The sequence below is a fragment of the Ruegeria sp. ABD4_443 genome, assembly GCF_056160865.1.
Genome location: NZ_JBSWYA010000009.1, coordinates 14,978 through 28,335, shown reverse-complemented (window position 1 = coordinate 28,335; position 13,358 = coordinate 14,978). Strand labels below are relative to the sequence as shown.

Sequence of the window (13,358 nt, the reverse complement as noted above, 5' to 3'; positions counted from 1 at the left end):
TTACCGCTCCACCAGTTTGACACGGTTGTTGTACCAGTTCATCACCGCCGAAATGCTCAGCGAGATGGCCAGGTAGACCAGCATCAGCAGCAGAACACATTCCAGCTCGCGGCCGGTCTGGTTCATGGTGATGCCGCCAAGGGTCCCCGTGATGTCCATATATCCGACCGCAATCGCCAGCGACGAGTTCTTGGTCAGGTTCAGATAGTTCGAGATCATCGGCGGGATGATAACCCGCAACGCCTGTGGCAGGATCACCAACCGCATGGTGCGGCCCGGACGCAGGCCCAGGGCGGATGCGGCCTCGGTCTGGCCTTTCGAAATGGCCATGATGCCCGCGCGCACGATCTCGGCGATGAACGCCGCCGTGTACAGCGACAGGGCCAGCCAAAGCGCGATCAGCGAGTTGCGCATATGCGTGCCGCCGGTGAAGTTGAACCCCTTCAGCTCGGGGTAGCCAAGATGGAACCCCAAAGCGCCCAGCAGGATGATCATCGGCACAAAGAGAATGGCCAGATTGATGTGCCAGATGGTCGGCCGATCGCCGGTCGATTCCTGCGCAGCCGTCGCCCAGGCAGAGACCTTGCGCATGGCGAAAATGCTGCCGCCCAGCACCACCAGCACCGCGATCAGGTCCAGAGAAACATCAAACCGCAAGCTGGACGTGCCGAAAAAGTGAATGTCGCCCAGACTGCGCGAAAACAGGAACTCGGGGACATATACCCCGCGATTGGTCACAGCGACCGAGTCGAACAGCTTCATCGTCGCTTCGGGGTCTTCCCCCCGGAAGGCGCGCGGTGCAGGCAGGCTTTCGATCAGGATGGCCATGGCCAGAACGATCCACAGCAGGACGGGCACGTTCCGGAACATTTCGACGTAAACGGTCATGATCCGCGCAACCAACCAGTTGTTGGACAGGCGAAGGACCCCGACAAAAACGCCAATAATCGTGGCCGTGATACAGCCCAGAACCGCCACGACCAGCGTGTTCAGCAGGCCGATGAAGGCTGCGCGCAGATGACTATCGCGCGAGTCGTATTCCAAAAGCCGCTGGTTGATATCATAGCTTGCCGGTTCGGCAAAAAAGCCGAACTCGACCGGTTTGCCCAGCGCTTCGAGGTTTTGAATGGTGTTCGTGATGATCCAGGCTGCCAGAAGCATGAAACCGATCAATGCGATGACCTGGATGGTCGCTGATCGATACCGCGTATCGTAAAGGAGCATAGACAGCCGGAACTGCTCCTTTGGCGGGTCAGTGAGAGTCGTCATGACCTAGATATATCCCCGTAAATCCCGATGTTATCTCGGCAGAGTTGATCTCTGCTCAATCCATTCGGGTGTGGTTTTCTTAAAGGAAAAAGGGCGCGGGTTCCCCCGCGCCCTTTTCCGTAGATTTTAGCGGAAGGGCGGCGAATACAGCAGGCCGCCATCGGTCCACTGCGCGTTCAGGCCGCGTGCCAGACCGATCGGGGTTTCTTCGCCGATGTTCTTGGCAAAGACCTCACCATAGTTGCCGCCCGCCTTGATGGCGCGCTGCGCCCAGGTCGCGTCCAGACCCAGCATCTCGCCTAGGGTGCCTTCGCTGCCCAGCAGGCGGTTCACTTCGGGGTTGTCCGTGCCGGCCGACATTTCGTCGATATTGGCAGAAGTGACACCCATTTCCTCGGCTGCGATCAGCGCGTTCAGGGTCCAGCGGACAACATCACCCCATTCATGGTCGCCGTGACGGACCAGCGGGCCCAGCGGCTCTTTCGAGATGATTTCCGGCAGGATCACATGATCGCCTGCGTTTTCGAACGTGGCGCGGGTTGCGGCCAGGCCCGAGGCGTCGGTGGTGTAGACGTCACATGCGCCAGCCAGGTACTGCTGCTGCGCTTCGGCGTTGGTTTCGATCGGAACCGGCTCGTAGCTCATGTTGTTGATGCGGAAGAAATCCGCCAGGTTGAGCTCGGTCGTGGTGCCGGTCTGGATACAAACGGTCGCGCCGTCCAGTTCCTTGGCCGAGCTTACGCCCAGGGCCTTGGGAACCATGAAGCCCTGCCCGTCATAGTAGTTGATGCCGACAAATTCGAACTTCAGGTCCACGTCGCGGCTGAAAGTCCAGGTGGTGTTACGGGCCAGCATGTCGATCTCACCCGAGGCAAGCGCGGTAAAGCGGGTCTTGCCGGTGGTGGGAATAAACTCAACAGCGCTTGGATCGTCCAATACGGCAGCAGCCACGGCGCGGCAGACAGCGACGTCAAAGCCCTGCCATTCACCATTGGCGTCGGGGCTGGCAAAACCAGGCACGCCGGTGGCGACGCCACAGTTCAGCTTGCCGCGTGCTTTGACATCGTCAACGGTCCCCGCCGCAGCGGCACCGGCTGCCAGACCGGCAATCGTTGCAACGCCCAAGATTACGGATTTTTTCATTTTTACCTCTTCCTGATTTCCCGTCCTCTTCGAGAACGGTTGTACCCGGCAGTTTCGTGCCGGAAAGGTTACCCAAAGGTATCTCCCCTTTAGTGCCGACAAGTTTGGTCGCAATCATAAACAAACGTCAAGGGTCGGATCAGCGAATTCGATAGGTTGCAGGCCGTGAAAAGGCAAAGTCGGCCATTTCCTGAGCGCAAGTCTCAAACGGACATGTCATAGAACCGCTTGGCATGCAGAAAGGCGCTTCGTTTGACTTCTGCGGCTTGCATCGCTTCTTCGTCATCGCCCCATTGTTCGGCTTGCCAGACCTCATCCAGACGCGAGATTTGCCAGATTTCGTCGGCGTCGCGCCAGCCCTGAGCCGCAGCAAACCCCAGGATCAGCGATCCCGACAGGCTGACCAGATCGTGAAACGCCGCCAGCTGGAACGCGCCCAATTCATGAACACGATGCCTGAGCGTTGCGACCGCCTCGGCAGGTTGCGGTTTGTGCAACACGCCCGCCACTGGCGACAGCCGTGCCCCAAGCGCATCTGCGGCTTGCGCCAGCAACGGATCCCAGGCCTGTGCCTGTCGGGTCACAAGGGCCTGGGGATGGGTGGCGCGATAACACAACAGGTCCGAATCGCCGTAGTCCGCCAGCATATCCGCGACCTCGGCGTGCTGGATCGCCACCTTGTCGATCGCTGCATTGGCCGAGCGGGTAAATGGCATGGTGGCCGGATCGACCACCTTGTCTTGCGCATCCCATTCCTCGGCAACGGCCTGCGCCATTTCGATGGTCGGCAGGATCAACGCTGCCTTGGCCGGGGTTTTGACACGCCGCGCGTCCAGCTCGACGGTGTATCCACCATCGGTTTCGACCACCGTGCTCGTTTTCCAAAAGCGTTTCGGTTTCCAGTCACTCATATCTCTTTGTCCCAAATATCCGCCAGCGCGCCCGGCAGCTGGTCGAAACTGTCGATCACACGGGCCGCCTGCCGCAATGCGGGGCGGTCATGATACCCCCAGGACACGCCGATCCCGGCCACGCGGGCCGCCTGCGCCATTTCCATATCAAAACTGGTGTCGCCGATCATGGCGCAATGCTGTGCCTCGACACCGGTTTCCCCAAGCGCGGCGGAAATCATCGACGGATGCGGTTTCGACGGATGATGGTCAGCCACCTGGCGGGTCACGAAATAGGTGTCCAGGCCGTGCGTTTCGAACAGCGCATCCAGCCCGCGCTGCGACTTGCCCGTTGCCACGCCCAGCAAGATTTCGGGCACGGCATGCAGGTTCTTGATAACATCAAGCGCGCCCGGAAACAGCTGAGACCCCGCCGCACCCTGTTCCAGCCTCTGGGCGTGATAGGCCTGTTTGTAATTCTCGACCAGCTTGTGTTGCATGGCCGCAGGCTGATCCGGGACCAGCCGGGCAATCGCGACCGAAAGCGACAAGCCAACGATGGACAAGATCGCGGAACGTTCAGGAACAGGCACCGCGCAGGCGCTAAAGCTGGCGGTCATGGCGTCAACGATGCTTGCCTGGCTGTCCACCAGCGTTCCGTCGACGTCAAACACGACCAGCCGCAGCGGCTTTGTCATTGCAGGGCCTCGAACGGGTCATCGGCGGCAAGGTCTTCGGTCCAGCCGAAGGTGTCCCAGCTTTGTTTCATGTGGTCCGGCAAGGGTGCAATGACCGTGACCGTCTTATGCGTGACCGGGTGTTCAAAGGACAGCCGCCGCGCATGCAGGTGCAATTTCTTGCTGATCACGCCACCCAGCTGTGCGCCCCACCCGTCGCCCAGGTTTTCCTGGCCGGATCCGCCGTATTTGCCGTCGCCGATGATCGGGTGGCCGATCGCCGCCATATGCGCCCGCAACTGATGCGTGCGGCCGGTAATCGGCTCCATCGCGACCCAGGATGCCCGGCCCGCCACACGGTACAGCGTTGCATACAGGGTATGGGCCCGCTTGGCCCCGGGGGTGCCATCGACCTCGCTCAGGTGCATGGCGACCATTTTTTCGCCTTCACCCTGCTTGCCGTGACCCGGAGCCTTGACCAGCCCGGTCTTGATTTCACCAAGATAGGGGGTCGGGACACCCGCAACCAGCGCCCAGTATATCTTGCGCGTATTCCGGTGGCGGAAGGCCGCCGTCAGCCCCTTGGCCGCGTCCCGTGTGCGCGCCATCAGCAGAACGCCCGAGGTATCCTTGTCCAGACGATGTACAAGGCGCGGGTTTTCGTCATATCCGAACCTCAGTGCCTGGGACAGGCTGTCGACATGCCGCGTCTGGCCGCTGCCGCCCTGAACCGGCAACCCCTGTGGCTTGTTCAGCGCCAGAACATGATCGTCGCGGTAGATGACACAGGACTGGATCATCTTTGCATCCGCATCCGACACCTGGCGCTGCACCTCGGCGGGTTTGTGATCGGCATTGGGCAACGGAGGAATACGCACCGTCTGGCCCGCCTCGATCCGGGTCGAGGCCTTGACCCGCCCGCCATCAACCCGCAGCTCACCCTTGCGGCACATCTTTTCGATCCGGCCCTGGCTGACATGCGGGAACAGGCGCCGCAACCACCGGTCCAGCCGCTGATCGCCATCGCCCTCTGCCACAGAAATCATCTGTACGCCGCTCATGTCGATTTCCCCCGGCCCACGCGGTTTTCCCGCTTGGGCTGCCTGTTTGATGGTGTCCAAGAAAACATGCGCGTCTGTCGCGCGCCGCACCCAAAGAGTCAAGCCAGCAGGAACAGCTGGCCCGGCCTCGTCGGCACTTTGCGGGGGCATGAACGCCCGGTCGCGTCACCCGTTGCGCTGCGCCCTGAGCTTGGCGAAATAATCCAGCCGCTTTTTCAACTCGCGCTCGAACCCCCGTTCGACCGGCTGGTACAACACCGACCGCTTCATGTCGTCCGGGAAATAGTTCTGCCCCGAGAACCCGTCTTCGGCGTCGTGATCATAGGCATAGCCCGCGCCATAGCCCTGATCTTTCATCAGCGATGTCGGCGCGTTCAGAATGTGTTTCGGCGGCGGTTCGCTGCCCGACTGCTTGGCCAGCCTCATCGCGGCCTTGTAACCGACGTAAACGCCATTGGATTTCGGCGCCAGCGCCAAATAGACCAGCGCCTGCGCCAGGGCCAATTCGCCTTCGGGCGATCCAAGCCGTTCATAGGTTTCCCACGCCTGCAGGCAGACCGATTGCGCCTGCGGGTCGGCCAGGCCGATATCTTCGACCGCCATGCGCGTGATCCGCCGCGCCAAATAACGCGGGTCTTCGCCGCCTGTCAGCATCCGCGCAAACCAATACAGCGCCGCATCCGGGTCCGAGCCGCGAACGGATTTGTGCAAGGCCGAAATCAGGTTGTAATGTTCGTCGCCCGACTTGTCGTATTTCGCCGCGCGTCGCATCAGGCGCGTGGCAAGCGCGTCGGGGTCCAGGGGGCCATCAACCGACCACGCGGCAACCTGTTCGATCAGGTTCAACAGCGCCCGCCCGTCGCCATCCGCCATCTCGTGCAGAGCATCCCGCGCGGGCGGCGTCAGGGGCAAGGCCCGGTCCAGTTCCTTTTCGGCGCGCTGGGTCAGGTGTTCAAGATCGGCAAGGCCAAGCCTTTCCAGCACCAGAACCTGCGCCCGGCTCAGGACAGCGGCGTTCAGTTCAAACGAGGGGTTTTCCGTCGTCGCCCCCACCAGAAGGATCGTGCCGTCTTCCATATGCGGCAGGAACCCGTCCTGCTGCGCCTTGTTGAACCTGTGTATTTCGTCGACGAATAACAGCGTGCCCTTGCCGGTCTGGCGCCGCAGCTTGGCGGCCTCGAACACTTTTTTCAGGTCGGGCACACCGGTGAAAATGGCGCTGATCTGCACGAAATGCAGATCGGTTTCCCGCGCCAGCAAACGCGCGATGGTCGTTTTGCCGACACCGGGCGGCCCCCAGAAGATCAGGCTGGACAGGCTGCCCGAGGCCAGCATTACGCCCAGCGGGGCATCCGGCCCCAGGACCTGTTCCTGGCCGATAACCTCAGACAGGGTCTGGGGGCGCAGCCGGTCGGCCAGGGGGCGATGTGGATGCGCCTGAGGTTCATCGCCGGAACCGGTGTCAAAAAGGTCAGCCATGGGTTTACAGCCGGAACCGCAACGACGCGGGTTTTCCCCCGCGCAGAATATCCAGTTGCACGCGCCGCCCCGGGTCGGTCAGCGCGCGCACCGCGTCACGCGGCCTGTCGACACTCTGCCCGTTGATGGATTGCAGGACATCACCCACGCGCAACCCCGAGCGGCCGCCATAGGGGCCGGGGTCCACCACGACCACGCCCGTCTGTGACAACAACAGGCTCAGCCGCGCGATGAGGGCCGGATTCACGCGCGCCACGGTCAGGCCGGGAAAGGCGGTTTCGTCATCCAACGTCGTTTCTTCGGCGGCAGGCGTTTCCGGCGCGCGGACCAGGTCAATCGTGACCTCGGGCTGGTCATCCCCGCGCAGCAATGTCAGAACCGATGTCCCGCCGACCCCGGCAATGGCCATGCGAAACTTCATTTCCGCAGGCGAATTCACCTCTTTGCCGTCCACATGGGTGATGATGTCGCCGACCTTTACCCCCGCATCTGTCAGCGGGCTGAGCTTGTGCAGGTCGGACACAACGACGCCCAACGGCAGCACCAGCCCCAGGGATTCGGCGATATCCGCGCTCATGTGTTGGCCGGCCATACCGGCCCAGGGGCTGACGAAACTGTCATTTCCTGTTTGTGCCTGTTGCAGGAAGGCGGCCACCAGGTTGGCGGGTATGGCAAATCCAATACCGTTCGAGCCGCCCGATCGGGTCAGGATCGAGGTATTGATGCCGATAAGATCGCCATTGACGTCAATCAGCGCGCCGCCTGAGTTGCCCGGATTGATCGGGGCGTCCGTCTGAATGAAATACCCGCGGGCGTTTCCGGTCGCGGTTCCGGTTCGGGCCAGACCGGAAATAATGCCCGAAGACACGGTTTGCCCCACTCCGAACGGGTTGCCGATGGCCAAGGCCAGTTCACCAACCGCGACAAGGTCGGAATCGCGCATTTTCAGAAACGGCAGGTCATCGGCCGCGTCCAGGCGCAGGATCGCGATATCGCTTTCCTCGTCGCCCAACACGACCTCGGCCGAATACTCTCGGCGGTCGGTGGTGACCACGCGAATCTCGGTCGCCGAGCCGACCACATGGTAGTTCGACACCACATAGCCGTCCGATGTCAGGATTACCCCCGACCCTAGCGAATTCTGCACCCGCGGTTGTGGCGCGCCAAACCCACCGCCAAAGAAATCCCGAAAGAACGGGTCCGAGAAAAACGGGTTTGCCCGCCCCTGACGGACGATCTTGGCATAGATGTTCACCACTGCGGGGGCGGACTTTTCGACAACCGGCGCAAACCCAAGCGAGATTTCCGCAGGTGACTGCGGCACCTTTGTTTCCGCCGCCGTGGAATTGGCGACAAGCACGAATGACAAGCAAAGAACAACTGTGCGGATCATGACACCCTCATGCATTGGAGTTTTGATATGTCCGCATGACGTGCAATTTGCAAGCCGTGCTACTCGTTCGCGGCGCGGCCATAGCCGGGGCGCCCGGTCTTGCTTTGCGCCACGTCGAAATTCCAGACGATGGCCAGGTTGGTGATGATCGCCCCAAGGAACGAATAGAACAGCTGGGCCGGGCTTAGAACAAAAGCGGCGGCCAGAAACACCGCGGCATCAACCGAAAGCTGGAACCACCCCGCCTTGAAACCGGTTTTATGTTCCAAAATGATGCCCAGAATGGTCATTCCACCGGCCGACGCATTATGCCGGAATATCGCGATCAGCCCCATGCCGCTGGTGGCCCCACCCAGAATGGCCGCAATCGGTGCATCCAGGCGGTCAAAGAGCACGATCTTGCCCAAAAGCTGCGACACAAGGGAAATGCCCACGACGGCAATGATCGTGCGGATCGCAAAAACCGGGCCGCGTTTGACCCAGGCCAGGATCAGAAAGGGAATCCCGATCAGAAAGAACAATGCCCCAAAGCTTAGCGGCAGAACATAGGACAGCAGCAACGCAATGCCCGCGGTCTGTCCGGTCACCAACCCGGCCGCCTTCAAAAATACGACGCTGAGGCTGGTCATCACGATGCCAAAAGCCAATCCCTGGACGTCAAAAATGGACATGCGAAGGTTCACTTGGGTCTCCGTTATTCAGGTCTTGCAGAAACAAAAAACCCCCGCCGTTTCGGGCGGGGGTTCGGGTTCAGCACATTTGGGCTGATTACTCTTCGTCTGCCGCGTCTTCTTCGGCGGCGACGCGGGCCTTGTCGGCTGCGCCTTTGGCGTCGATGTCACGGTCAACGAATTCGATGATCGCCATCGGGGCCATGTCGCCATAACGGAAGCCTGCTTTCAGGATGCGGACATAACCGCCCTGACGCTCGGCGTAGCGGGGGCCCAGAACTTCGAACAGCTTGGCGACGTCTTTGTCTTCTTTCAGCTGCGATGCGGCCTGACGGCGGGCGTGCAGGTCGCCGCGCTTGCCCAAGGTGACCAGCTTTTCGATGATCGGGCGCAGTTCTTTTGCCTTGGGCAGAGTTGTTTTGATTTGCTCATGTTCGATGAGCGAGCCTGCCATGTTTGCAAACAGAGCCTTGCGGTGCTCATGAGTACGGTTCAGGCGGCGGTAACCACGTGCGTGACGCATTTTCTTAATCCTTCTTTCGCGTTTTGCTTTGTCTGGCCGGCGATGCGTGTCACCGGCTCTCCTTGGGGCGGGATTGCCCGGGTCTTTGGTGTTGTACGCCCCGCAATTGGCGGAGCGTCCGTGTTGTACAAACCGGAAACCGGGCGTTCGCCCGGCATCGGCTTAAAAGGCGTCTTCGAATTTCTTCGCCAGATCTTCGATGTTGTCGGGCGGCCAGTCCTCGACATCCATGCCGAGGTGCAGACCCATGCCGGACAGCACTTCCTTGATCTCGTTCAGCGACTTGCGGCCGAAGTTCGGGGTGCGCAGCATCTCGGCTTCGGTTTTCTGGATCAGGTCGCCGATATAGACGATGTTGTCGTTCTTGAGGCAGTTTGCCGAACGCACCGACAGCTCCAGCTCGTCGACTTTCTTCAGCAGCAGCGGGTTGAACTCCAGACCATCGTCTTCGTCCTGGCGGCCAGCCGATTCCGGCTCGTCGAAATTGACGAAGATCGACAGCTGATCCTGCAGGATGCGTGCGGCAAAGGCCAGTGCGTCCTCGGGCGTGATCGAACCGTCGGTTTCGATCTTCAGGGTCAGCTTGTCATAGTCCAGAACCTGACCTTCACGGGTCGGCTGAACGTCATAGGCAACCTTTTTGACCGGCGAATAGATCGCATCGATCGGGATCAGGCCGATGGGGGCGTCTTCGGGCTTGTTCTTTTCAGCCGAAACATACCCTTTGCCGGTGTTGACGGTCAGTTCCATGAACAGGTCGGCGCCATCGTCCAGGTGGCAGATGACGTGATCGCGGTTCAGAACCTCGATGCCGGCGCTGTCGCTGATGTCGCCTGCGGTGACAACTGCGGGGCCTTTGGCATTGATCGACAGGCGCTTGGGGCCTTCGACTTCCATGCGCAGGGCAACCTGCTTGAGGTTCAGGATGATGTCGGTGACGTCTTCACGCACGCCCGCGACCGAGCTGAACTCGTGCAGGACGTTGTCGATCTGGACGCTGGTGATGGCCGCGCCTTGCAGCGAGCTCATCAATACGCGGCGCAGCGCGTTGCCCAGGGTCAGACCAAAACCACGTTCCAGCGGCTCGGCGACCAGGGTGGCCTGACGCGCAGGATCATTGCCCGGCTTGCCGTCAAGCTGGGTCGGTTTGATCAATTCTGCCCAATTCTTGTGGATCATGTAATCCCTCCATTCCTGTCCGCGCCCCATGACCAACAAGGTGCAGACGCCCGAGGTTCAAAATGACGTGCTGGGGCCGTGCAGAAACACAGCCCCAGCTCAATTCAAATTCGCTTAGACGCGGCGACGCTTCGGCGGGCGGCAGCCGTTGTGGGCGATCGGCGTCACGTCGCGGATCGACGTGATGTTGAAACCCGCAGCAGCCAGCGCACGCAGCGCCGATTCACGGCCCGAACCGGGGCCTTGAACTTCGACTTCGAGCGTTTTGACGCCGTGTTCCTGCGCCTTTTTGCCTGCATCTTCTGCAGCCATCTGAGCGGCGTAGGGTGTCGATTTCCGCGAACCCTTGAAGCCCATGGTACCGGCAGACGACCACGAGATGGCGTTGCCCTGTACGTCCGAGATCAGGATCTTGGTGTTGTTGAAGGTCGAGTTCACATGGGCAACGCCCGATGCGATGTTCTTGCGCTCTTTGCGCTTAACGCGAGTCTTGTCACGTGCCATCAGTCAGACCCTCCCTTATTTCTTCTTACCGGCAATGGCCTTTGCGGGGCCTTTGCGGGTACGAGCGTTGGTGTGGGTGCGCTGACCGCGAACCGGCAGGTTGCGGCGGTGACGCAGACCGCGATAGCAACCCAGATCCATCAGGCGCTTGACGTTCATCTGAACTTCACGACGCAGGTCACCTTCGACGGTGAAGTTTTCGTCGATGAATTCGCGGATTTTCAGAACTTCGGCATCCGACAGTTCGTTGACGCGACGGGTCGCTTCAATGCCCACGGCTTCGCAGATCGCTTTGGCCGAGGTGTTGCCGATTCCGGTGATATAAGTAAGGGCGATTGGTACCCGCTTTGCAGTCGGGATGTTTACGCCGGCAATACGTGCCACGTGTCACTTTCCTTTTCGTTGCGGTTCCGTAACTCCAGAACCTTTTTTCACAACGCTTTACCGTGGCAGTGTGGCCAGAGGGTTCAGCATTATTCGAGGTGGTCGGGGCAGTTGGGACGAATCCCGCATGCAGTCTTGATTCCCCTTGGGGATGGGGGTCGATATGGGCTTTTGCCGCTGGCGTCAAGCCCGTATCAATGTCACCCCAGAACGGCCTCGATCGAGGCACGGACCTCGTCGATGCTGGCTAGGCCGTTGACCGGGCGCAGATCACCTTTGGCATAGTAATATCCGATCAGCGGCGCGGTCTTCTTATAATACTCCATCAACCGGATACGGACGCTTTCTTCGTTGTCATCGGCACGAACGGGCTTGCCTGCGGCGCGCGCTTCTTCGGCGCGGCCCACGATGCGTTTGACAAGCGTCTCGTCGTCGACGCGCATTTCGATCACGGTGTGCAGCGACTGGCCCAGCTTGCCCAGCAATGCCGCAAGCGCATCTGCCTGCGCCAGCGTGCGCGGGAAGCCGTCAAAGATGAAGCCTGCGCCCTTTTCGGTCATCAGCTTCTCTTCGATCAGGCCGATGACGATCTCGTCGGTGACCAGTTTGCCCGCGTCCATGATGGCCGCGACCTTCTGGCCCATTTCCGTTCCGCTGGTCTTGGCCTCGCGCAGCATGTCGCCGGTGCTGAGCTGCACCATCCCACGGGTTTCAACCAGATGCTGCGCTTGCGTGCCCTTGCCCGCCCCCGGGGGGCCCAGAAGAATAATGTTCATCGACGGGACGTCCCTTTTTTGCCGCGTTTCTTACCCTTGCCGCGCAGTTGCGACTTTTCGATAAGACCTTCGTATTGATGCGCCAGCAGGTGGCTTTGAACCTGTTGGATCGTATCCATTGTCACCGACACGATAATCAGAACCGAGGTGCCGCCGAAATAGAACGGGATGGCAAACTGGTTGCGCAGAATCTCGGGCAGCAGACAAACCAGCGCGAGATAGCCCGACCCCAGGACCAGAACGCGATTGACCACGTATTCCAGATACTCGGCGGTTTTCTTGCCGGGGCGGATGCCGGGCACAAAGCCGTTCTGCTTTTTCAGGTTGTCCGCCACATCATCCGGCTTGAACGACACGTTGAACGTATAGAAATAAGCAAAGAACACGATCATCGAGGCGAAGAACAGCAGGTAAAGCGGCTGACCGGGGCCGAAATTGGCCAGCAGCCACGACATGATCGGGCCATTGGTGGCCCCCGACGAGAAGGTCGAGATCGTCACCGGCAGCAGCAGCAGCGAGCTGGCAAAGATCGCGGGGATCACGCCGGCGGGGTTGACCTTGACCGGCAGGTGGCTGGACCCGCCTTCATAGACCTTCATGCCGACATTGCGGCGCGGGTACTGGATGTGGATCTTGCGCAGCGCCCGTTCCATGAACACCACAAAGGTGATCACGGCGACGACCATCACGATCACGCCGACGATCACGGCCGGGCTGATCGCGCCCGAGCGGCCAGAGGCGAAGAACTGCGCCAGCGCGGCCGGAACCTCGGCGATGATACCGACGAAGATGATCAGCGAAATACCGTTGCCGATGCCGCGTGCGGTGATCTGTTCACCCAGCCACATCAGGAACATGGTGCCGCCGACCAGCGTAATCATGGTCGACATGCGGAAATACAGCCCCGGATCGGTGGCCAGATCGCCCGATTCCAGCGAAACGGCCAGGCCATAGGCCTGAACGGTGGCCAGCGCCACGGTGCCGAAACGGGTGTACTGGTTGATCTTCTTGCGGCCCTGCTCGCCCTCTTTCTTGAGCTGTTCGAGCGCGGGAACCATCGAGGTCAGCAGCTGTACGATGATCGAGGCCGAGATATAGGGCATGATGCCAAGGGCAAAGATACCCATCCGCCCCAGCGCCCCGCCGGTGAACATCGAAACCATGCCGCCGATGCCCTGCCCCGCCTGCTCCATGAACTCGCGCAGGGCCTGCCCGTCGATCCCCGGCACCGGAATGAAGGTGCCCAGGCGATAGACGATCAGCAAACCCAGCGTAAACAGGATGCGGTTGCGCAGATCGGTGGCCTTGCCAAGGGCAGCCCAGCTTGTGTTGGCTGCCATTTGTTCTGCTGCTGATACCATAAATCGGTCTCTCTTATGAAAACACCGCCCGGAACCGTTTTCCGGCTC

At 60.6% G+C, this 13,358-nt stretch carries 14 protein-coding genes; all 14 read right to left on the bottom strand.

Translation table 11 applies throughout. The annotated features are described in order from the left end of the window. The 14 genes from ACXAG8_RS15690 to secY all read right to left on the bottom strand — a co-directional run bounded on the left by ACXAG8_RS15690 (position 1) and on the right by secY (position 13,310). Positions 1 to 1,269, bottom strand: a complete 1,269-nt coding sequence (locus tag ACXAG8_RS15690) for an amino acid ABC transporter permease (protein WP_475228370.1) — start codon at positions 1,267 to 1,269, stop codon at positions 1 to 3. A gap of 126 nt (positions 1,270 to 1,395) precedes the next feature. Continuing rightward, positions 1,396 to 2,412: an amino acid ABC transporter substrate-binding protein gene (locus ACXAG8_RS15685; RefSeq protein ID WP_475228367.1), complete on the bottom strand. Its 1,017-nt coding sequence runs from the start codon at positions 2,410 to 2,412 to the stop codon at positions 1,396 to 1,398. A gap of 203 nt (positions 2,413 to 2,615) precedes the next feature. Further along, the gene (locus tag ACXAG8_RS15680; protein ID WP_475228364.1) at positions 2,616 to 3,323 is read right to left on the bottom strand and encodes an ATP12 family chaperone protein; all 708 of its coding nucleotides are present in this window, start codon (positions 3,321 to 3,323) and stop codon (positions 2,616 to 2,618) included. Then, positions 3,320 to 4,000: an HAD-IA family hydrolase gene (locus tag ACXAG8_RS15675; RefSeq protein WP_475228361.1), complete on the bottom strand. Its 681-nt coding sequence runs from the start codon at positions 3,998 to 4,000 to the stop codon at positions 3,320 to 3,322. The genes ACXAG8_RS15680 and ACXAG8_RS15675 overlap by 4 nt, the downstream gene beginning before the upstream one ends. After that, positions 3,997 to 5,040: an RluA family pseudouridine synthase gene (locus ACXAG8_RS15670; RefSeq protein WP_475228357.1), complete on the bottom strand. Its 1,044-nt coding sequence runs from the start codon at positions 5,038 to 5,040 to the stop codon at positions 3,997 to 3,999. The genes ACXAG8_RS15675 and ACXAG8_RS15670 overlap by 4 nt, the downstream gene beginning before the upstream one ends. A 165-nt stretch (positions 5,041 to 5,205) precedes the next feature. Beyond that, on the bottom strand, positions 5,206 to 6,519 hold the full coding sequence (locus tag ACXAG8_RS15665) for a replication-associated recombination protein A (RefSeq protein ID WP_475228352.1): 1,314 nt from the start codon (positions 6,517 to 6,519) through the stop codon (positions 5,206 to 5,208). Positions 6,520 to 6,523: 4 nt separating this feature from the next. Next, positions 6,524 to 7,912 carry a trypsin-like peptidase domain-containing protein gene (locus ACXAG8_RS15660; RefSeq protein WP_475228346.1) on the bottom strand — a complete coding sequence of 463 codons (1,389 nt, stop codon included), beginning with the start codon at positions 7,910 to 7,912 and terminating at the stop codon, positions 6,524 to 6,526. A gap of 59 nt (positions 7,913 to 7,971) precedes the next feature. Then, positions 7,972 to 8,583: a YitT family protein gene (locus ACXAG8_RS15655; RefSeq protein WP_475228343.1), complete on the bottom strand. Its 612-nt coding sequence runs from the start codon at positions 8,581 to 8,583 to the stop codon at positions 7,972 to 7,974. Positions 8,584 to 8,680: 97 nt separating this feature from the next. Beyond that, the gene (gene rplQ, locus ACXAG8_RS15650) at positions 8,681 to 9,106 is read right to left on the bottom strand and encodes a 50S ribosomal protein L17 (RefSeq protein ID WP_475228340.1); all 426 of its coding nucleotides are present in this window, start codon (positions 9,104 to 9,106) and stop codon (positions 8,681 to 8,683) included. Positions 9,107 to 9,268: 162 nt separating this feature from the next. Next, positions 9,269 to 10,285 (bottom strand): DNA-directed RNA polymerase subunit alpha, encoded by a 1,017-nt coding sequence (locus ACXAG8_RS15645; protein WP_475228335.1) that lies wholly within the window; start codon positions 10,283 to 10,285, stop codon positions 9,269 to 9,271. Between the two features lie 114 nt (positions 10,286 to 10,399). Next, entirely contained in the window at positions 10,400 to 10,789 is a 390-nt protein-coding gene (rpsK, locus tag ACXAG8_RS15640) for a 30S ribosomal protein S11 (RefSeq protein WP_209194638.1), read from the bottom strand. Positions 10,790 to 10,804: 15 nt separating this feature from the next. Next, positions 10,805 to 11,173 carry a 30S ribosomal protein S13 gene (gene rpsM / locus ACXAG8_RS15635; protein WP_170377641.1) on the bottom strand — a complete coding sequence of 123 codons (369 nt, stop codon included), beginning with the start codon at positions 11,171 to 11,173 and terminating at the stop codon, positions 10,805 to 10,807. Between the two features lie 200 nt (positions 11,174 to 11,373). Further along, positions 11,374 to 11,949: an adenylate kinase gene (locus ACXAG8_RS15630; protein ID WP_475228324.1), complete on the bottom strand. Its 576-nt coding sequence runs from the start codon at positions 11,947 to 11,949 to the stop codon at positions 11,374 to 11,376. After that, entirely contained in the window at positions 11,946 to 13,310 is a 1,365-nt protein-coding gene (secY, locus tag ACXAG8_RS15625) for a preprotein translocase subunit SecY (RefSeq protein WP_475228318.1), read from the bottom strand. Before secY ends, ACXAG8_RS15630 begins: the two co-directional genes overlap by 4 nt. Positions 13,311 to 13,358: the final 48 nt, after the last annotated feature.